Raw genomic sequence first — 19,728 nt, 5'->3', positions numbered from 1 at the left:
GAAATAAAATTTATTTATGCCTACTCAGTTGATAACGAGTAAAAAAATGATTACAATAAATGTTGACATATAGTGTCAGGAATTTGATGGTATTCTATTATCAGAGGAGAAACTAGCAATGCAGGAAAGCAGATTATTTAGGATTGTGTATCATTTACTTGATAAAGGACAGGCTACTGCTCCAGAATTAGCAGAAAAATTTGAAGTATCTGTAAGGACGATTTACAGGGATATTGACGCTCTAAGTGGTGCGGGTGTTCCTATTTATGCAGAAGCAGGGCGAAACGGCGGCATTCATCTAATGAATGATTTTGTTTTAGATAAGGCAGTGCTGTCAGAAGAAGAAAAGCAGGAAATTCTAACGGCCTTACAAAGTATCAATTCTACGAACAATATTGGCAACAATCAAACATTGCAAAAACTTTCTGCGATATTTAATATTAGTTCGGAAAATTGGCTTGAAGTAGATTTTTCCAGATGGGGCAACAAGGGAACTGACAATGAGAAATTTGATTTTCTAAAATCAGCGATAATTCATCAAAGATGTGTAAAAATAATTTATGCAAATTCCTGCGGAGTAATGACAATACGAGGGTAAGCAAAAAAGAAAATGGAGATTTAATTGTATCTGTTGAAATGCCAGAAGATGAATGGCTAATAGGGTATTTATTGTCATTTGGAACACAAGTAGATATTATAGAGCCTGCATATCTGAAAGACATTGTGGCAGAACAGGCAAAGAAAATCTATGAGAAATATAAATCCTGACATAGGGTGTCAGTATATATGTGATATAATTCTCCTGTAAATTCTATTTGAGAAAGCGAGGAATGAAAATGAAACATGAATGGAAAAAGCAGGAGAAAGAAATATATGGTGCAAAAATAAAACCTTGCGTGATTGATATTCCTGCCTGGAAATATATCATTCTTTCTGGCAGTGGAAATCCTAATGATGAAATTTTTTCAGATAAGGTTGCTGCTCTGTTTTTGATAGCTTATAAAATTAAAATGGCATATAAAGTGCTTGCCGAAAAAAGCAACAAAATAACAGATTATACTGTATATCCTTTAGAGGGAATATGGAGCATGGCTTCTGAAAAAGAATATTTGGTAAAAGAAGAATTGCAGTACCGTATCATGATACGGCAACCGGATTTTATTACCAGAGAGATGTTTGATAATGCATTAGAGGATGTTAAGAGCAAGAAAGACAATCCGTATCTCATAGATGTTTCTTTTGAAACACTCTGCGATGGCAGGTGTATTCAAGTATTGCATAAAGGAGCGTTTGATGATGAGCCTGCATCGTTTGAGATTATGGATAGATATTGTATGGAACACGGTTATAAGCGTATGGGAAAAGAGCATCGTGAAATTTATTTGAATAATGCCAACCGTACAAAAAAAGCCAATTTAAAAACAATCTTGAGATACAAAGTTACAAAGATAGCAAAATGAATAATTGTAAAAAAGGAATTAGATGTCCCGGCGTTCCGCAATATAGAGAGCTTCTGTTTCGGGATGAAGAAATTTATTAATTTCAGCCCCCATGAACAGTATATAGATACAAAAGTATATCCAAAGCATCATAATAATAACAGCAGTCAGACTGCCATACATATATGACATGTTTGAAAAATTATCAATATAAATGGAGAAAACATATGAAAAAATCATCCATCCCAGTGCTGAAAAAAGAGCACCCGGAAGGCATTTTTTCACAGTTGCGAGTTTGATATTTGCAATTCTGTAAATAATCAAAAAGAAGGTTGATAAAATTACAAAAGATATTAAATATCTTAATATTAAAGATAAAATAGTGATGTCTGACAGTGCAGGTAAAAGTGAAATTAATATATTAAAAATTCTATTACCAAATACAAGTAACACCATGGTAACGATAATTGTGATTAAAAAAAGGAGTGTATATATCATAGAAATAAAACGGGAAATAAAATAATTCCTTCTTCTATGAATTTTACTGATTTCATATAAACCGAACATAACGGATAGAACACCTTTAGATGCGGACCAGATGGCAACAATAGCAGCGATAGATATTGCTGTTCCAGATACATGGGTATACAATTCATTGATAATTTGTACAAGAAGTGGTCTTACAATGTCTGGTGCATAATAGTTTATCATATGAACAATAGAGCTTTCGTTTATGTTGGTCATTCCAATTACATTCAAAAAAAGTAATAAAAAAGGAAATATAGATAAAATAATGAAGAATGAAGCCTGAGCTGTATAAATACCAACTCTGTCCTGCCCCATTCTATCAAAAAATCTATAAATAAATTGAACAAAATATTTCACTCTTATTTTCATAAAGATACCTGCTTTTCACTCTTATAATAATTTTTCCATTTATGTAAAATTATATGTAGGGATTATAACATTTTTTCATGAAAGTAACAATGATGGCATTTAAGTAATATTTGATTTTCCTCTGGTTTGAATATATAATAGGTCGATGTTATAATAAAATAAAAATTTTTTAAAGGAAAAAAGATGTTAAAGAACAAAATTTTGATTGTGGAAGATGAAGAAGCTATTGCTAAAATGATAGCCATGAATTTGAAGGTGGCGGGATACGATACAAAAATTTTCATGGATGGAATCAAAGCGGCAGAGGAAATTCAGATGAATCATACATATGATTTGATATTACTGGATGTGATGTTGCCGGGAATAGATGGTTTTCAATTATTTGACATCGTGAAACAATATGGAATCCCAGTGATATTTTTGACTGCAAAAGATGATTTAGAATCAAAAATTCGTGGACTAAAAGGCGGAGCAGATGACTATATTGTTAAGCCTTTCGAGGTATTAGAATTGATGGTTCGAATTGAAAAAGTTTTAGAACGCTCAAACAAGCTGGAAAATATATTGAAAATTTGGGATTTGGAAATTAATATCGAAGAACATACAGTGAGAAAAAAAGGAAAAGAGATATTATTAAAACCCAAAGAATTTGAGTTGCTAACAGTTCTTGTGAAGAATAAAAACATAGCAATTTCCAGAGAAAAACTTTTGAGTCTGGTATGGGGGTATGATTATATTGGAGAGACTAGGACCGTAGATGTTCATATTGGACAGATTCGAAAGAAATTAGGCTTGGGAGAACATATTAAAACGATTTCCAAAATGGGTTATCGTCTGGAGGAATAATGTGAAATTAAGGACAAGAATCATATGGATTAGTAGTATAACGGTCTTATTATCTGCATTGCTCTGTGTAATAATAATTGGAATTTTTATGTACCGAAGCCTTAGAGAAGAAGCATTTATTAAAGCGTACCAGGAAAGTATGGAAGTAACGGATAAAGTGAAGACAGATATGGAAAAACGGCAGATTACTTATAATAATCTTGTGAGTTTAAACTATATTTTTAAGATGTATGGAGATAATTATAATGTCTGCTACACGTTAAAATATCCGGAGAAATATATTGGAGAGAAAGGATTAACTCAAAAAGATGTGAATGAAGTCTTTAATAATACAATTTTCTCTTTTGAAAAGCTAACAATATTAGATTATAAAGAGATTTCTCTTAACGATAGGAAAAATGTACAGGATAATCCCGGTATACTCTACAGTAGTCTGCATTATGAAGGGCGTAATTATACAATATTCCGAGTGGTTATTGATGATGCAATGCTATTATACAAAATACATGATGTAACTTATGTACAGGAAAAAATGCTGAAATTAATGACTTTAATGATTGGTATTACATTTTTTATTCTTTTCATGGCAGTTTTGATTCTTCGCTTGATATTAAAAAAAGAATTAAGACCATTGCAGGAGCTGAATGAGAATGCAAAAAATATTGCAGAAGGGTTCTATCACCAGAGGATTGTGGTGAATAGAAAAGATGAGGTTGGTCAGCTGGGAGAGAATTTTAATAAAATGGCAGAGGCAGTTGAAGTTCGAACCAATCGGCTTCGGGAGTCTGAACAGAGAAAAACTATATTTATGGGAGATTTAACGCATGAATTAAAAACACCAATGACGGCAATTTCAGGTTATGCTCAAACATTGTTGAGTGCCAGGATTAGTGATGAAGATAGAGAGGAAGCATTGACTTATATTATAGAACAATGCAGGCGTTTGGAACGGTTGTCAAGAAAAATGACGAATCTGCTGGAATTGGGACAAAATGCGGAATTAGAATTGGAAGAGGTGGCAATAAAGAAACTATTTTCATCAGCGGCAATGTCCTGTGAGATGATTTTAAAAAATAAAAAAATTGCTCTCCAAATTGTGGAGCAGGGAGAATATTTTATTGTTGATTTTGATTTGATGACAGATGTGCTTATCAATCTCTTAGATAATGCGGTAAAGGCAAGTGAAGAAGGCGCAAAAATTGTATTGCGTGCAACTGACCGATGTATTGAAGTGCAGGATTTTGGAAGAGGGATTCCAAAGGATGAGCAGAATAAAATTTTAGAACCATTTTATATGGTTGATAAATCTCGCAGTAGAAAAAATGGAGGTGCAGGTTTGGGTCTTGCTCTGGTTTCATTGATTTTAGAAAAACATAATATAAAGATGTCTATAGTTAGTGAACTGGGAGAGGGAAGCAGATTCATTCTGAAATTTCCGGAATAGAAGGAGTATAACAAATTACAATTTGTTTACAATTTGACGAATACTTGTTGAATCTATCCATGTTAGGATATTTCCTGTAAGGGATTTCTAACATGGATTTCTTTTTATATAGAAAATTTTTCAAGGAGTTAAATTCAAGGAGTGGACAAATGAAAAATATAAGTAAAGGTATATTGTGTTTGTTGATATTTGGAGAGCTATTGGCTTTTGGAGGAAGAACAGAAGTTTTGGGAACGGAGAAAGGTGAGGAAATAAACAAAGATGTAAATGCAGATAAGGTAAATGTGAAAAGTACAACGAATAAACGAAAAATATTAAAGAAAAGTAATAAATTCAAAGTTTATTTAAAAACAGAGCGGGGAGTGAATTATCTTACTTGGAAAAAAGATACTGAGGCGAAGGGGTATGAAATACAGATAAGAGAACATAAAAAGGCAAATTGGAAATATTTTAAAACAATGAAAGGAAATAAATACCGGTCTTATCGTTTGGTGAAAAACGGTAAAAAATATTATCGGGTTATTTCATGGAAAATAGTAGATGGAAAAAAGGTTTATCAGAAAAGATATAAGGCAAAAAAAGTAAATATTAAAAAAATTATGCTACCCATAAAGTATTTGTGCCAGTACCCCAGTTTGCCTACAGGATGTGAAGCGACGGCATTAACGATGGTTTTAAATTTTCATGGGTTTGAGGTAAGTAAAGAGACAATGGCATCTAAATATATGGAAAAAAGAGAGATTCCTGGAGATTTCTATAATTATTTTATTGGAAATCCTTTTTCAAAATCAGGATTGGGGATTTATGCACCAGGGCTTACAAAAACAGCAAATAGCTATTTGAAAAAACAAAATACCAAATTAAGGGCGTATGACGTAACCGGCAGTAGTATTTCAAAGATATGTAAATATGTTGCCAAAGGGTATCCTGTTTGTATATGGACAACATATGATTTAGACAAAAGCCCAAAAGTTACAGGTAAATGGAAAATTAACGGAAAAATGTATTATTGGAAATCTAATGAACATTGTATGACGGTCATTGGTTTTAATAAAAAGAGAAAAAAGCTGATTATAGCGAATCCGGCAAAAGGAATCCGGGAGTATTCTATGAAAGTAATTCAAAAAAGAAACAGACAGTACCATAAAATGGCAGTTGTAATTTATTAGTACAAATTAGAAGAGTAAGAGACAAGTTTTAAGGATGTTGAAATGGAGGATAAAGTAATGCGTTTAAAAAGGAGAAATGTGATTAGAAAAGTAACGGCAATGGGAGTAGCAGCAACTATTATTTTTACAGGCTGTCAAAAGGCGCCGGAGGATGCAGTAGTAAAAAATAAGAATTTGGACAAGATGATTGAACAGGCAAAGAAAACCGGAGATGAAAAAGAACAGGCAGATATTATGGCAGAAAAATATACTTCTTATAAGAATAATTTTTCAAATGATAAGTTGGGGGTTACAGTGGAGGCTAATGCAAAAGTAGATATTCCAAAGAAAAAACAGATGTCTGTGGTCAGGGTTAAACAAAAGAAAATTGACCAGAATTTTCTTGATAAGGTGAAAAAAGAATTAAACATACAACAGACTTTATATGATGGATGTGTAACCAATATAAAGACAAAGGAAGAAGTTGAAAAAGAGATTCAGGAATTAAAAGCGTGGTATGCAGAAATAGATAAAACAGGAGAGGATACAGAAGTATATGAAGAAGAGTACAGAGCGTCTCTCTCAGAGTTAGAAAAAGAATATAAAAGTGCACCGGATAATGTATCATGGGAGCAATATAAATCGAATGGAAAAATAGAAAAAGTAAAGGATTTATATAACAGAGATAAAGAAAATACGTTTTATAGTTGGGCATATGATTTAAATAAAAATGGAGAAATTTATTATGGAGTATCCGATGGAAAAGATGGAGAGCATCTTGCTTTGTATGTGCAGAACAATGAAAATTATGGCAATGTATTGAGATTTTTCCGCAGCAAAAATGTTGTAGAAAATGATATTTATGGTGCAGTTGTTAAAGGACAGGAAGGATGTATGGATACAAATGCCGGGTTGTGGCCGGCAGATAGAGAGCCGAGGCAGGAGGATCTTGGGTTTGATATGCCAAATCAGTTTTATCAATATAAGAATGAAGAAAATACATTGACAGAAGAAATGGCAAAGGATATTGCAGAAAAATTTTTAAAGAATGTTGGTCTTGGGGATTATCAGTGTGACGATAAAGGACTTTATTGTGAGACTTTTGCTCCAAAAGGAGAAAAGGCAGGATATCGAAAAGTGTGGATTTTAAGATATTTAAGAAACATTAATGGAGTGTTGGTAAATAATGAGAGTGGTGCAAAATATTCTGAGGATAGAAAAAATAATAGTTTTGTAAAAAAAATGTGGTCTGGGGAAAGTGTTGAATTTTGCATTAATAATCAGGGAATCGTCACTTTTAATTATAATTCACCAAACGAGATTACAGAAACTGTCGTTGAAAATTCAAATCTAAAAAGTTTTAAACAAATCAAGAAAATATTTGAAAATATGGTTGTCACTGCATATGCACAAGACCAAAAAGAAAAAGAGAAAATTACCATAAAAGTAAACCAGGTTATTTTAAGATATATGAGAATTAGCGAGGCGAATAGTTTTGATACGGGATTGCTTGTGCCTGTATGGGAATTTATTGGTACAAAATCTTATTCACAAAAAACAAAGTTAAACACAGATAAAGAGGAAAGTATACTTACAGTGAATGCAATAGATGGAACGATTATTGATAAGAAAGTAGGATACTAGGAGGGAGTTTTGAATAGTTTTGAAACGGATTTGAAAAGGGCAGTTGTTTCAATTCCATTTATCACGGGTGTAATATTAGAGCTGATTATCCTGTTGGTATCAGGGGAAGATTCGGACTTATTTAAGGTTAGTATTCCTGTTTTGGCGACATTTCCTTATTCTACTACATGGCTTATGGAATATCAGAGTGGATATATAAAAGAATATATTCCAAGATGTAATCTTACACAATATATTTGGGCAAAATTATTTGCCTGCGGCATTAGCGGAGGGAGTGTAGAATTTTTAGGCTGTTGGATTTATATGCAAATCGATAAGGAAAGTGAAATAAATCTTGAATTGATATTTGTATCCGGAATACTTTGGGCTGTCTTAGCGGCAATGCTTGCGGCTTGGTCAAACAGCAGATACATCGCTTATGGGGGACCTTTCGTTGTGTATTATATTTTAGTGATTCTGCACGAGAGATATTTTGAAGATTATTATTGTCTCTATCCTTATGAGTGGATAAAACCGGAACATATTTGGATATTTGATAAAATGGGAATTATTATTTTGGTATCAGGGATAACACTTATTTTTGCATTTATTTATTACTGTATTCTTGGGAGGTGTCTGAAAAATGTATAAAATGAAACAGGTTTGGATAATAGCCATAGAAAATTTTCGCCAATGGAAAAACAATCCGCAAATTATCATGACATTCTGTCTGGGATTTGTTGTATGTTTTTTGCTCTCAGATAAAGCGATGGAATTTGCAAAGAATAGTGATATGTCTCTTCAGATTTTAGAGCCGTTTATATGGACATTTGGTGATGCAACTTCGGTGCTTTTAATTTCGTTATGTCTGCTGTTATTGTTTGGGTATATGCCCGATTTAAACAACCAGGTTCCTTTTTTATTGGTCAGGACCAGCAGAATGATTTGGATGTTTGGTCAGATTCTTTATTTGGTTATGGCAACTATGATATATATGATTTTTATATTGTTGTCTACCTGCATGTTATCAATGGAAAACGCATTTACAACAAATATGTGGAGTCAGGCAGCTGCTGTTTTGGGATATTCAGATATTGGTTCAAACATTTTTGTGCCGTCTTTTGTAAAAGTGATGGAAATATCATATCCCTATACCTGTACATTACATATTTTTGGATTAATGATTGGATATGCCCTGTTTATGGTTAGTTTAATATTGTTTCTAAATTTGTGGAAGAGAAAAGGGGGAATCATTGGAGGGATTGTGTTTAGTGGAATTGGATTTTTGCTTACACCGGATGTGATTGCAGCATGGTTTCATATTTCAAAAGAGCGGATGGCAATAGCCAATATTGCTTTTGGATGGTTGTCTCCTCTGAATCATGCAACTTATTATATGCATAATTTTGGGTATGACAATTTGCCAAAACTATGGACATCGTATCTGTTTTTTGTGGCAGGGAGTCTGATATTATTCCTGTTGTCACTTTGGAAGATACGAAAGTATTCTTTTAATTTTACGGGAACACAAAAATAATAGAAGAGTAAGATTCGTGAAATGGAGAAAATAATGGAAAAAAATCAGGGAATTATTGTAGAGCATGTTTATAAATCTTTTGGAAAAGAAGCTGTCTTAACGGATGTAAGTTTTGAAATACAGCCGGGACACATTTTCGGAATTGTAGGAAATAATGGAAGCGGTAAAACTGTATTGATGAAATGTATCTGTGGCTTTATGCATCCTGATAAAGGGAATATTTTTGTAAATGGTCAGCATATTGGACATGGATGTGATTTTCCGAATAGTTTAGGATTAATTATCGAAACACCGGGATTTTTACCTAATGTGAGTGGTTATAAAAATTTAAAGATTTTGTCTTCACTTCAAGGGAAGATAGGAAAAAAAGAAATCAAGGATGTGTTACATAAAGTTGGTCTGAATCCGGAAATGAGAAAACCTGTGTCAAAATATTCCCTTGGTATGCGGCAGAGGCTTGGAATTGCTCAGGCGATTATGGAAAATCCTCAAATATTAATATTGGATGAACCGTTTAACGGTTTGGATAAAACAGGAGTATTGCAGATGAGAAAATTATTAAAAGAGATAAAAATGCAGGGTAAAGCAATTTTATTGGCAAGTCATAATGCGGCAGATATTGAAGAATTATGTGATGAAGTACACGAAATGGAGGAAGCATGGAAATGAAAATATTGAAAAAAATTATTGGAATTATAATATTGATGTTGAGCCTGCAAATTATGTACTGTAACATTTGGGCAGACGATTCGGCTGCAACTGGAGATAATGCAGCAGGGAATGGAAGTAGTGGGAATAGTGGTCCCGCTCAGGTGCAGCCCACTTTCGAGCCGAAGATTATGGTGGAGTCTTATCAGTTTTCCAAAAAAGTAATTAATGCAGGAGATAAAGTTATTGTTCAAATTACATTAGTTAACACAAGCAGGAATGTAGCAGTGAAGAATATGATGGTTACTGCTGCGATTGAGAATGAATATATGCAATTATTAAGTGAAACGGATAGTATTTATATTCCACAGATTTATGCAGGGGGAAGATATATAGTTTCTTATCAATTTAAGACAAAGATAAATACACCGCCCGGACAGTATGAATTGGCACTTACGATGGATTATGCAGATAAAGATGGAAATACCTATAATGAAGACGGAAAAGTAAAGGTGAATGTGAATCAAAAAGCTAAAATAAAGTTTGATGATTTGATTATAGCTTCAGAAGCAGAGGTTGGCGACACGATAGAAGCCCAGGTTAATGCTATGAATTTAGGAAGAGGAAAGATTTGTAATGTAAGAGCAAAAATTAAGGCGGATGGATTGGTGACGAAAGGAACAATTTACATAGGGGATATTGAAGCCGGAGCAAGGGGCAGTGGAAATACACAGGTGATAGTTGGAAGTATGAAAAAAGGAGAACCTTATGGTGTGACAAATGGGGTGGTAACATATTATTATGAGAGCGAGTCGGGAAAAAAAGCAAAGTTAAAAAAGAAATTTTCTCTAGAAATTCAAAAGTTGTCTGTAGAGCAAAAAGAGCAGGAAGATGACAAGGAAGGTCAGTGGTGGATTATTATGTCAGTAATCGGAGGAATACTCTGCATTTTTGTGGGGATTGGAATTTCCGGTATTATCAGAAAGAATGGAGAAAGGCATGGGAAAATTGAAGAAATTTCTAAAACTCAGGAAACAGAATGATATGATAAAAATAATATTGATTATTTTTATATTAGGCTGCTTCATGTTAGGAAACGCTATGTATGAGGGAATTTCTATCTATTCTGAATTACATAAACCTGTAGAATATATTTTGGAGGCAGATTTGACTAAAGGCAGCTCGGAAATTATTAAAAATCTGCTGGAGATTGATGGAGTACAATATGCAGGGATTCAAAGAGGGAATGAATTAACGGTTAATATTTCCGGAAATGGGGAACAAATAGAGTGTTGCTATATTTCAGAGGAATATTTAAAAAAAGTGTATCAAATAAAAGCCAGCAGCGGAATGAAAATATTTTATTTGTCATCAAAAGCATATAATGCAATGATTGAGAAAATGGAGGATAGAAAAAAAGAAAAAGGGAGGGAATTTCAGGCAGAATATCAGTTAGGAGAAGGAGAAAGAGGAATTGCTAAATTTGTGAGGATGGATAATGAATTGTTATCCGGTAAAAAAATTGCTTTGCGGTGTGGAAAGGCAATTGATTTTTCGGAGAGTAATTGTAGAGTAAGAGCATTGATTACAAAAAGGAGTTTCAATGGGAGCATGGAAAAACAAATAGAGGATTTGGGTATTATGATTCAAAATGTAAATACTATTCGGGAGATGGAGCATTTTGTTAACTTAAAACTTCTTAAAGTGAAATATCATATAATAATCGGTGGACTGTGCGGTACGGTGATACTTTTATTTTGGTCAATGTGGAGGAAGCAAAATAATAGTTTGGATTTGTAATGGTTTAGATTCTATTGTTGACACTAAAAATTAAGTGTGTTAGAATATCTTCATTGTATAAAGGCAAGGAATGTGCATAGTAGATGATTACTATTCTTTTAGAGAGAAAGATTCAGCGGCTGAAAGGTCTTTTAGGTAACGGTAATCATTGAATTTCTCACAGGAGCTGCACTTGTGAAAGTATAGTAGTAAGTGACGTTTGGTGTGCGTTAAACATTAATGAGAGTTTATAGATATAATATCTGTAAAAATAAGGGTGGTACCGCGAAATATTTCGTCCCTGCATGTTTATGCAGGGGCTTTTTTATTATATTAGGAAATTCCAAGGAATTTCCTAATATAATAAAAATGTTCCTCAGGAATAGGAAAGTCCCCCTCGCTTCGCTACGGCGGAAAATGCAATTAGTTTGCTAAATAATAAATAGAATCAATTTTAAGAAAGGATAAATATCATGAAAGAAAAATTACAGGCAATTAAAGATGAGACGATTGCAAAGATTACAGATGCCGAAGATATGAATATTCTGAATGATATCAGGGTTGAGATTCTCGGTAAAAAAGGGAAGTTGACAGAGGTGCTTAAGGGAATGAAAAATGTTGCACCAGAAGACAGACCAAAAGTTGGTCAGCTTGTGAATGATACGAGAAAGGCCATTGAAGAAAAGATGGAAGAGGCAAAAGTTACGCTTGAGGCGAAAGCAAGAGAAGCAAAACTGAAGGCTGAAGTCATTGATGTAACACTTCCTGCAAAGAAAAATAAAGTGGGACATAAACATCCGAATACATTAGCGCTTGAAGAACTGGAACGAATTTTTATCGGCATGGGATATGAAGTTGTAGAGGGACCGGAGGTTGAATTTGACTATTATAATTTTGAAGCGTTAAATATTCCGGCAAATCATCCGGCAAAAGATGAACAGGATACATTTTATATTAATAAAAATATTGTACTCAGAACACAGACATCATCTGTACAGGCAAGAGTAATGGAAAACTCACAGCCGCCAATTCGGATTGTTTCACCGGGAAGAGTGTTTCGTTCTGACCAGGTAGATGCGACGCATTCTCCCTCATTCCATCAGATTGAGGGGCTTGTGATTGACAAAAATGTCACTTTTGCAGACTTGAAAGGAACATTGGAGCAGTTTGCCAAGGAACTTTTTGGTGAAGAAACAAAAATTAAATTCAGACCACATCATTTCCCATTTACAGAGCCAAGTGCAGAGGTAGATGTTACCTGCTTTAAATGTGGAGGTAAAGGTTGCCGTTTCTGTAAAGGAGAGGGTTGGATTGAAATTTTGGGCTGTGGTATGGTTCATCCACATGTACTGGAAATGGGTGGAATTGACCCAAATGAATATCAGGGGTTTGCCTTTGGTGTTGGTTTAGAACGAATTGCACTGTTGAAATATGAGATTGATGATATGAGATTATTATATGAAAACGATGACCGTTTCTTAGGACAGTTTTAAAGGAGGGAATAAAAATGAATACACCATTGTCATGGATTAAGGCGTATGTTCCTGACTTGGAATGTACGGATCAGGAGTATATGGATGCAATGACTTTGTCAGGAACAAAGTGTGAAGGTTTTGAAAGATTAGATGCCGATATTGATAAGATTGTCGTTGGACAAATTAAAAAAATAGAAAGACATCCGGATGCAGACAAATTGGTTATCTGTCAGGTAAATATTGGAGAGGAAACAATTCAGATTGTGACAGGGGCACCAAACGTAGCTGAAGGACAAAAAATACCGGTCGTATTAGATGGTGGCAGAGTCGCTGGAGGACATGATGGTTCAAAAACTCCGGGTGGAATTAAGATTAAAAAGGGTAAGCTTCGTGGAATAGAATCAAATGGTATGATGTGTTCTATTGAAGAACTCGGCTCTACAAGAGACTTTTATCCGGAAGCACCGGAAAACGGAATATATGTATTTGATGACGATGTAGAGGTAGGTGCGGATGCCATAGAAGTCTTGGGACTTCATGAAACCGTATTCGAATATGAAATCACATCTAATAGAGTAGATTGTTATAGCGTCCTTGGGATTGCGAGAGAAGCGGCGGCTACTTTTAAAAAGCCATTTATAGCTCCGGAAGTAAAAACAGTTGGTACTGTTGGAGATGTAAATGATTACATTAAGGTTGAAGTACAGGATACAGATTTATGTACACGTTACTGCGCAAGAGTAGTCAAAAATGTTAAGATTGCGCCATCACCCGAATGGATGCAGAGAAGGTTGAGTGCCTGCGGTATCAGACCAATTAATAATTTAGTAGATATTACGAACTACGTTATGGAGGAGTTCGGGCAGCCGATGCATGCATATGACCTGTCAACAATTGCGGAAAATAAAATTGTTGTCCGCAGGGCGAAAGATGGAGAAAAGTTTGTAACGTTAGATGGACAGGAGCGTAGCTTAGACAACGAAATGCTCATGATTTGTGACGGTGAGAAAGCAGTAGGTCTTGCAGGTATTATGGGTGGAGAAAACTCAATGATTACAGACAGTGTGCAGGACATGTTGTTTGAAGCAGCTTGTTTTGATGGTACAAATATTCGTCTTTCATCAAAAAGAGTTGGTCTCAGAACGGATGCATCCGGAAAGTTTGAAAAGGGACTTGACCCGAATAATGCAGAGGCGGCAATTAACAGGGCGTGCCAGTTAATCGAAGAACTTGGAGCAGGGGAAGTTGTAAAAGGTATTGTAGATGTTTATCCGGAAAAGAGGAAAGAGAGAACAATAAAATTTGACTCGGATTATGTAAATAATTTAATAGGATTTCATTTAACCGAGGAAGAAATGGTTTCTTATTTCCCGGCGCTGGAGTTAAAATATAATGTAGAGACAAAAATGATTACAGTTCCTACATTCAGACAGGATTTGATTGGAATGTGTGATATTGCAGAAGAAATTGCAAGATTTTATGGATATGACAGAATACCTACAACACTTCCTAGTGGTGAGGCAACATCAGGCAAATTATCATATAAATTAAGAATAGATGAAATTGCAAGAAGTGTAGCTCTTTATTGTGGATTTTCGCAGGGAATGACATATTCTTTTGAAAGCCCTAAGGTGTTTGATAAGCTGTTATTGCCATCTGACAGCGAGTTGAGAAAAACAGTGACTATTTCCAATCCACTCGGAGAAGATTTTAGTGTAATGAGGACAACACCGTTACACGGTATGCTTACATCTCTTGCTACAAATTATAATAGAAGAAATAAAGATGTAAGACTATTTGAAATGGGAAATATTTATCTTCCAAAAGAGGTTCCGGTGACAGACCTTCCGGACGAGAGAATGCAGTTTACGCTCGGTTTTTATGGTGAAGGAGATTTCTTTACAATGAAAGGTGTTGTAGAAGAATTTTTAGGTCAGGTAGGAATTGAGAAAAAAGTAAGTTATGATGCTGAGTCAGGAAAGCCATTTCTCCATCCGGGACGTCAGGCAAATATTATATACAATGATACTGTGATTGGATATCTCGGTGAAGTACATCCTCAGGTTCTTGATAATTATGATATAAAGTCAAGAGTATATATTGTGGTTATTGATATGCCATATATTTATCAAATGGCAACATTTGATAAAAAGTATGAGGGGATTGCAAAATTCCCGGCTGTGACTAGAGATATATCTATGGTAGTTCCAAAGAAAGTATTAGTTGGTCAAATTGAAGCTGTGATTGAACAGAGGGGAGGAAAAATATTAGAGAGTTATAAGTTGTTTGATATTTATGAGGGTGACCAGATAGAGGCTGGTTATAAATCAGTGGCTTATTCTATTGTATTCAGGGCAAAAGATAGAACATTAGAAGAGAATGATGTTGCAGGAGCAATGAAGAAAATTTTAAATGGTCTTGAGGCGTTGGGAATACAACTTAGAGGATAATATAATAGTTTTAAAAGTAAAAGAGGTTAACTGTCAGTTGGTTAATCTCTTTTTTATCAAACAATTAATGTATCGTAATAAATGTAAAATATCACATATACAATTATTGACAAAAAAGTAAATAATATATATAATAAATATGAAAGGTGCCTTTGTTTTACCTAGCTGGGAATATATTTTAGGAGGAATGCCTTTGGGTAAAAAGTGGGAAGAGCTTAATTTGGCTGATAATTACATATTTCAGAAAGTTATGCTCAATGAAAAACTATGTAAAAAGATTTTGTCTGAGATTATTGGTAAAGAAGTAGTAAAAATTGATTATACTGCTTATGAGAAGACAATAGAGATTCGTGGTGACGCAAAAGGAATACGTTTGGATGTATATGTAAAAGATGAAGAGGATGTAGTTTATAATGTAGAGGTACAAAATACAGAGAATGACAATCTTCCCAAAAGAAGCAGATATTATCATGATTTAATAGATTTGGATTTGCTGGAAAAGGGAAATGAATATGAGGCATTAAATCATAGCTATGTTATTTTTATTTGTACATTCGATATTTTTAAAAAAGGTTATTATAAATATGTATTTACAGCTAATTCTTATAATAATTCTTCTGAGAATATAGAATTAGAAGATGGGACTACAACAATCTTTTTAAACTCAAAAGGGAGTAGAGGAGAAGTAAGTAATGCTCTGAAAGAGTTTTTGAATTGTATAAACGGCGAGTTTACGAACGGCGAATTTTCTGCTATACTTAAAAAAGAAGTAAAGAGTATTAAGGATAGTAAGAAATGGAGAAAAGAATATATGTACATGGAATTGCTATTGAGAGACGAAAAACGAGCTGCTAGAAAGGAAGGGCTGGCAGAAGGTCGAGCGGAAGGTCGAGCAGAAGGTCGAGTCGAAGGAAGTAAATTGATTAATCAATTGAATCAGAAACTGATTATGGATGGTCGTTTGGATGATTTAAAAAAGTCTGTAGAGGATGAAGAATATCAACAAAGTCTTTTAAAAGAATACAGTTTAATTTAAAAAGGAATGGGGAGTTTCCCCATTCCTTTTGTAGTAAAATAAATCTTATTTTCTTGTTTTTTTCTGTTTGGATGTGACAAAATATATGGACATAATTGCCACAAAGAAGATTCCTTGGATACCAATGTATATCCAGTAATCAGAGTATGACATTTTATCACCCGAAAATCCGGATATCATATTGTTAACTTTAATGTACCAATAAGCGGGAAGGAAGCGTGCAATAGATATCACGGTGTGTCCTAATAGCCATTGCGGAACAAAAATGCCACATAAAAAGCTCATTCCCAGTCCAATGATATTTGAAATCATATTTAAAACATTATCTGATAAAGTAATAGTGCTAACAAGTAAAGTAATCGCAATAGAAACCATTAAGAACAGTAGACTGTTTATTATACATAAAATGCCATTCGTGCTGAATAGTATGTCAAATCCACTGAAGAAACCTCCAAGAATAATAAATAAAACCCATAGCGCGAGACCATAAACAATACATCCTAAGGTTAGCTGAATATTTTTGGAGCGCAGTGTTAATGAGGAACAGTCGATACGGCTTTTAACATCTTTTTTCCGAAATGTAATTAATATTGGTGCTAAGCCTACAATAAGCATAGACAGCATAACATAAGGAACATATTGGAAATAGTAAAAAATAGTATCTGAGGAAGAAATGGATTCATTTTCAAAATCTATCATAGTTATCTCATTTGTGTTTAAAAGAGAGGAAGTTGTTTTGGATAATGCATCATTCAAAGAAAATCCTCCTGCGAGATATAGATTCATTGTATCTATATATTCATTTATTTGCTGACCGGCAAAATGACTGCTGATACTGTCAAATAACTGACTATAGGATACAAGATTTTGTGTTTCACCGGAAATTAATTTTTGTTCAAAGTTCTTTTCTATTGTAAGAATATAGTCAATATTCTGGTAATATAAGTTATCCTGTAAAATATCCCTATCTTCCGTTTTTAGGTCTACAATATTGTGAGAAGTTCCTAAAAAGTTTGTGAGTGATTTGCTGGCTGTGCTGTTATCGCGGTCAATAATACAAATATCAAGAGAGGAAACAGTAAAATTTTTTTCATTATTATCTTTTGCGTTTGCACTCATCATTATAGTTAGAATGATAAATAGTATAAGATAAATAGCTGCTGAGATTAAACGTTTTTTAGCTATTTTAAAAAATAAATTAAAGACTTGCATATTTTTTCCTCCTGGTAAGTAGAAATCCTCCCAATGTAAATACAACTATCATGATAGTGAGAGTGATTATATTTTTTGCATATCTGTCATAGGTGTTATATACAGACAGAGAATAAAAGGAATCGGATATGAGGACAGCCGGATTTATTCTGTTTAAAAACGGACAGAAAGTTTCTATGATTAGTTTCATATTTCCTATCATAAGTCCGCTCATAAAACAAAATAACATTGATATTATCCAACAGATGGATTCCTTAATGTGTTCGCTGGCACTTCCAAAGGAACCGATAAAGAAACCTAGAGAAATTCCTGTTAACGTCGCAATAAACAATGTTAAAATTTCCAGTGGAAGATGTGCTGTTAAATCTATTTTAAGCACCAGCACAATAAAAGTATAAGCGATGAAATTGCATGCAAAGTTAAAGAGAACATATGCAATCAGTTCTCCGATAATAGATTTTAGTTTATGCATTGGAGAAATGCAGCGTCTCGCACCAAGTAATGAAAGATTTCCCTGATTATGTATTGAAATTCTCATACCGGCTGTGGCAGTGAAAAGACATGCCATAGCAAGAAGATTATAAAAATATTGTGTAAATGTGTCAGAGTTTTCTCTATCGGTAAGAGAAACTTTTTTATTGTAGGAAGAATCCTTGTTCATCATTTGAATAGCATCAGGTAGTTTTTCAGGATGCTGTTCAGCAATCGTTGAAACCGCTTTTTGTGAGGTATTGTACTGTTTAACAAATGAACTTAAAATACTCTGTTTTATGGTATCATTTTGCATATTAGCAGAAATAGTTAGTTTGACAGTATCAGAAACAGTAAGTATTCCGACTATTTTTTGTTTTTCCAGCAATGTCTGTGCTTTGTCGTTAGATGTGTAAGTAATATCTAACATAGATTCATTACTGTTTTTGTCCAGAGAATCAGCAACTTTTTGAAATAAAGAAAAGTTTTCAGCATTTTCATTGACAATAGCTACCGGGATGGCAGAAAATTCGTCAGATTCATTCATACCCGAAAAACCCATTTTAAAAAATATTCCAAGTATAATTGGGAAAAGTAAAATCCAGAAAAATTCGTTTTTATTGCGAAGAAGCCGCAAAAATGCGTATTTTATTGTCTGTAACATAAATCCCTCCTAATCTCTGAGTTCTGTGCCGGTTATTTCAAGAAAAACATCATTTAAAGTTGGTAATTCTGAATAGACACGTCCAAAAGTAATATTTTTTGATTTCATATAGTCAAGAATTCGTAAAAGATTATGTTTTCCGCCGCTATATAAAATTTCAAGGTAATGCTCTTTATATGATACATTATAAACGTGAGGTAATGTTTTAATTTCTGAAAGTTCATTATCACTCAGGTTAAATATTTCGATGGAAATTGTCTCACTTTTTTTTATCATCTGTTTTAACTCATCTTTGGTTCCAAGTGCAATATTTTTACCTTTGTCCATAATGGCAATACGGGTACATATTTGTTCAACCTCTTCCATGTAGTGGGAAGTATAAATGATAGTAGCGCCCTGTTGCTGTAATTGAACGATTCCTTCCAGGATATTATTTCGGCTCTGTGGGTCAACTGCAACTGTAGGTTCATCTAAAATAATGAGTTTTGGTTTATGTGCAATTCCACAGGCAATGTTTAATCTTCTGAGAAGTCCACCGGATAATTTTTTTGGATAGAATTTTTTAAATTCATTTAAGCCAACAAAATCGATAGCTTCCTGAACATATTGCTTACGAAGTTGTTTGTCAGAAATATAGAGACTGCAAAAATAATCAATATTTTCATAGACTGTAAGTTCCTGAAATACAGCTACATTTTGCATGACAACACCGATTTGCTTTTTTATATCATAGGAATCCGGTGTCATTTTTTTGCCGAAAATTTCTATAGAACCCTTATCATAAGATAGAAGGGATAAAATACAGTTTATAGTTGTTGTCTTTCCGGAACCGTTCGGACCTAATAATCCAAAAATCTCTCCCTCTTTAATTTCAAGATGAAAGTGGTCTAATGCAACAAGTTCTTTATAGCGTTTCACTAAATTATCAACTTTTACAATCGTTGTATCCATAGTATGTCTCCTTAATTTATCTGTTTTTTTTATTGTGATTATAGTATAATAAATAAGCTGAAAAAAAATAAGTGCATAATGTCAGCAAAGTATATGACATTTGTCATT

General features: G+C 33.8%; 19 protein-coding genes and 1 other annotated feature. Of the genes, 15 read left to right on the top strand and 4 right to left on the bottom strand.

Translation table 11 applies throughout. The features are described from left to right. The first annotated feature begins 118 nt into the window (after positions 1–118). The 3 genes from Q5O86_RS09735 to Q5O86_RS09730 all read left to right on the top strand — a co-directional run bounded on the left by Q5O86_RS09735 (position 119) and on the right by Q5O86_RS09730 (position 1,460). The gene (locus Q5O86_RS09735; protein WP_368074770.1) at positions 119–598 is read left to right on the top strand and encodes a helix-turn-helix transcriptional regulator; all 480 of its coding nucleotides are present in this window, start codon (positions 119–121) and stop codon (positions 596–598) included. After that, on the top strand, positions 544–768 hold the full coding sequence (locus tag Q5O86_RS10930; protein ID WP_368074769.1) for a WYL domain-containing protein: 225 nt from the start codon (positions 544–546) through the stop codon (positions 766–768). Before Q5O86_RS09735 ends, Q5O86_RS10930 begins: the two co-directional genes overlap by 55 nt. Positions 769–836: 68 nt before the next feature. Further along, on the top strand, positions 837–1,460 hold the full coding sequence (locus Q5O86_RS09730; RefSeq protein WP_302626954.1) for a GyrI-like domain-containing protein: 624 nt from the start codon (positions 837–839) through the stop codon (positions 1,458–1,460). Between the two features lie 18 nt (positions 1,461–1,478). Here the strand turns inward: Q5O86_RS09730 and Q5O86_RS09725 are convergent, their stop codons facing one another. Continuing rightward, the gene (locus Q5O86_RS09725; RefSeq protein WP_302626953.1) at positions 1,479–2,336 is read right to left on the bottom strand and encodes a YihY/virulence factor BrkB family protein; all 858 of its coding nucleotides are present in this window, start codon (positions 2,334–2,336) and stop codon (positions 1,479–1,481) included. A 183-nt stretch (positions 2,337–2,519) separates the two neighbouring features. Between Q5O86_RS09725 and Q5O86_RS09720 the strand changes: the two genes are divergently transcribed. The 12 genes from Q5O86_RS09720 (at position 2,520) to Q5O86_RS09665 (ending at position 16,322) form a co-directional block, all read left to right on the top strand. After that, positions 2,520–3,182 (top strand): response regulator transcription factor, encoded by a 663-nt coding sequence (locus tag Q5O86_RS09720; protein WP_302626952.1) that lies wholly within the window; start codon positions 2,520–2,522, stop codon positions 3,180–3,182. A 1-nt stretch (position 3,183) separates the two neighbouring features. Then, a complete protein-coding gene (locus Q5O86_RS09715; RefSeq protein WP_302626951.1) occupies positions 3,184–4,626 on the top strand; it encodes a cell wall metabolism sensor histidine kinase WalK in 1,443 nt (480 codons plus the stop codon). 149 nt (positions 4,627–4,775) lie between these two features. After that, the gene (locus Q5O86_RS09710) at positions 4,776–5,795 is read left to right on the top strand and encodes a C39 family peptidase (RefSeq protein ID WP_302626950.1); all 1,020 of its coding nucleotides are present in this window, start codon (positions 4,776–4,778) and stop codon (positions 5,793–5,795) included. Between the two features lie 57 nt (positions 5,796–5,852). Further along, positions 5,853–7,418, top strand: a complete 1,566-nt coding sequence (locus tag Q5O86_RS09705) for a DUF6034 family protein (protein ID WP_302626949.1) — start codon at positions 5,853–5,855, stop codon at positions 7,416–7,418. Positions 7,419–7,427: 9 nt separating this feature from the next. After that, positions 7,428–8,048: a hypothetical protein gene (locus Q5O86_RS09700; protein WP_302626948.1), complete on the top strand. Its 621-nt coding sequence runs from the start codon at positions 7,428–7,430 to the stop codon at positions 8,046–8,048. Continuing rightward, positions 8,041–8,934 (top strand): hypothetical protein, encoded by an 894-nt coding sequence (locus Q5O86_RS09695; RefSeq protein WP_302626947.1) that lies wholly within the window; start codon positions 8,041–8,043, stop codon positions 8,932–8,934. The genes Q5O86_RS09700 and Q5O86_RS09695 overlap by 8 nt, the downstream gene beginning before the upstream one ends. Before the next feature lie 33 nt (positions 8,935–8,967). Then, positions 8,968–9,603, top strand: coding sequence for an ABC transporter ATP-binding protein (locus Q5O86_RS09690; RefSeq protein ID WP_302626946.1), 636 nt, complete (start codon positions 8,968–8,970; stop codon positions 9,601–9,603). Continuing rightward, entirely contained in the window at positions 9,600–10,625 is a 1,026-nt protein-coding gene (locus tag Q5O86_RS09685; protein ID WP_302626945.1) for a hypothetical protein, read from the top strand. Before Q5O86_RS09690 ends, Q5O86_RS09685 begins: the two co-directional genes overlap by 4 nt. Next, positions 10,582–11,382, top strand: coding sequence for a hypothetical protein (locus Q5O86_RS09680; protein ID WP_302626944.1), 801 nt, complete (start codon positions 10,582–10,584; stop codon positions 11,380–11,382). The genes Q5O86_RS09685 and Q5O86_RS09680 overlap by 44 nt, the downstream gene beginning before the upstream one ends. A 57-nt stretch (positions 11,383–11,439) precedes the next feature. After that, positions 11,440–11,667: a binding site (T-box leader), on the top strand. 167 nt (positions 11,668–11,834) lie between these two features. Further along, positions 11,835–12,854, top strand: a complete 1,020-nt coding sequence (pheS, locus tag Q5O86_RS09675; protein WP_302626943.1) for a phenylalanine--tRNA ligase subunit alpha — start codon at positions 11,835–11,837, stop codon at positions 12,852–12,854. Positions 12,855–12,868: 14 nt separating this feature from the next. Further along, positions 12,869–15,286, top strand: a complete 2,418-nt coding sequence (gene pheT / locus Q5O86_RS09670; RefSeq protein WP_302626942.1) for a phenylalanine--tRNA ligase subunit beta — start codon at positions 12,869–12,871, stop codon at positions 15,284–15,286. A 193-nt stretch (positions 15,287–15,479) separates the two neighbouring features. Further along, positions 15,480–16,322 (top strand): Rpn family recombination-promoting nuclease/putative transposase, encoded by an 843-nt coding sequence (locus Q5O86_RS09665; RefSeq protein WP_302626941.1) that lies wholly within the window; start codon positions 15,480–15,482, stop codon positions 16,320–16,322. 45 nt (positions 16,323–16,367) lie between these two features. Here Q5O86_RS09665 and Q5O86_RS09660 read toward each other — a convergent pair whose 3' ends face one another. From Q5O86_RS09660 to Q5O86_RS09650, 3 genes are read right to left on the bottom strand one after another with little or no spacing between them, the layout of a single operon-like run. Further along, entirely contained in the window at positions 16,368–17,534 is a 1,167-nt protein-coding gene (locus tag Q5O86_RS09660) for an ABC transporter permease (RefSeq protein ID WP_302626940.1), read from the bottom strand. Then, a complete protein-coding gene (locus Q5O86_RS09655) occupies positions 17,521–18,669 on the bottom strand; it encodes an ABC transporter permease (RefSeq protein ID WP_302626939.1) in 1,149 nt (382 codons plus the stop codon). The genes Q5O86_RS09660 and Q5O86_RS09655 overlap by 14 nt, the downstream gene beginning before the upstream one ends. Before the next feature lie 9 nt (positions 18,670–18,678). Further along, entirely contained in the window at positions 18,679–19,620 is a 942-nt protein-coding gene (locus tag Q5O86_RS09650) for an ABC transporter ATP-binding protein (protein WP_302626938.1), read from the bottom strand. Positions 19,621–19,728 lie beyond the last annotated feature (108 nt).

This window comes from uncultured Eubacterium sp., from assembly GCF_937958975.1.
In the GTDB taxonomy this organism is placed as follows: domain Bacteria; phylum Bacillota; class Clostridia; order Lachnospirales; family Lachnospiraceae; genus Eubacterium_G.
This window is presented reverse-complemented; position numbering and strand designations above follow the sequence as displayed.

Excerpts from the sequence above, each read along its gene's own strand:
- pheS (WP_302626943.1), top strand. The coding sequence starts at position 11,835 with ATGAAAGAAAAATTACAGGCAATTAAAGATGAGACGATTGCAAAGATT.
- Q5O86_RS09690 (WP_302626946.1), top strand. The coding sequence starts at position 8,968 with ATGGAAAAAAATCAGGGAATTATTGTAGAGCATGTTTATAAATCTTTT.
- Q5O86_RS09725 (WP_302626953.1), bottom strand. The coding sequence starts at position 2,336 with ATGAAAATAAGAGTGAAATATTTTGTTCAATTTATTTATAGATTTTTT.
- Q5O86_RS09735 (WP_368074770.1), top strand. The coding sequence starts at position 119 with ATGCAGGAAAGCAGATTATTTAGGATTGTGTATCATTTACTTGATAAA.
- pheT (WP_302626942.1), top strand. The coding sequence starts at position 12,869 with ATGAATACACCATTGTCATGGATTAAGGCGTATGTTCCTGACTTGGAA.
- Q5O86_RS09695 (WP_302626947.1), top strand. The coding sequence starts at position 8,041 with ATGTATAAAATGAAACAGGTTTGGATAATAGCCATAGAAAATTTTCGC.
- Q5O86_RS10930 (WP_368074769.1), top strand. The coding sequence starts at position 544 with ATGTGTAAAAATAATTTATGCAAATTCCTGCGGAGTAATGACAATACG.
- Q5O86_RS09720 (WP_302626952.1), top strand. The coding sequence starts at position 2,520 with ATGTTAAAGAACAAAATTTTGATTGTGGAAGATGAAGAAGCTATTGCT.
- Q5O86_RS09650 (WP_302626938.1), bottom strand. The coding sequence starts at position 19,620 with ATGGATACAACGATTGTAAAAGTTGATAATTTAGTGAAACGCTATAAA.
- Q5O86_RS09680 (WP_302626944.1), top strand. The coding sequence starts at position 10,582 with ATGGGAAAATTGAAGAAATTTCTAAAACTCAGGAAACAGAATGATATG.
- Q5O86_RS09730 (WP_302626954.1), top strand. The coding sequence starts at position 837 with ATGAAACATGAATGGAAAAAGCAGGAGAAAGAAATATATGGTGCAAAA.
- Q5O86_RS09710 (WP_302626950.1), top strand. The coding sequence starts at position 4,776 with ATGAAAAATATAAGTAAAGGTATATTGTGTTTGTTGATATTTGGAGAG.
- Q5O86_RS09685 (WP_302626945.1), top strand. The coding sequence starts at position 9,600 with ATGAAAATATTGAAAAAAATTATTGGAATTATAATATTGATGTTGAGC.
- Q5O86_RS09705 (WP_302626949.1), top strand. The coding sequence starts at position 5,853 with ATGCGTTTAAAAAGGAGAAATGTGATTAGAAAAGTAACGGCAATGGGA.
- Q5O86_RS09655 (WP_302626939.1), bottom strand. The coding sequence starts at position 18,669 with ATGTTACAGACAATAAAATACGCATTTTTGCGGCTTCTTCGCAATAAA.
- Q5O86_RS09660 (WP_302626940.1), bottom strand. The coding sequence starts at position 17,534 with ATGCAAGTCTTTAATTTATTTTTTAAAATAGCTAAAAAACGTTTAATC.